General features: G+C 71.6%; 1 pseudogene. It reads right to left on the bottom strand.

What is annotated here, in order from left to right:
* Window positions 1-203 (bottom strand): annotated as a pseudogene (locus WU80_RS25125) (hypothetical protein); the annotation flags it as partial.
* Window positions 204-218 lie beyond the last annotated feature (15 nt).

The following is a 218-nucleotide window of genomic DNA, read 5'->3' on the forward strand; positions in this document are numbered from 1 at the left end:
GTGGTCTGGCCGGTCAGCAGGAACCACAGCTCCTGGAACGGATCGGTCGTGGTGGCCGCGGCCTGGGCGGCCTGCTGGGTCGTGCTCGTAGTGGCCGTGGTGGCCGCCTTCTGCACCACGTTGGCGGTATTACCCGCGGTGGTGTTGGCCGCCGCGTTGGCCACCGTGCCCGACTGGCTGGCCGTGCCCGCATCGTTGGTCACCTTCGGCGCCGGCGC

The organism is Mycobacterium sp. UM_11 (assembly GCF_001414075.1).
Taxonomy (GTDB): Bacteria; Actinomycetota; Actinomycetes; order Mycobacteriales; family Mycobacteriaceae; genus Mycobacterium.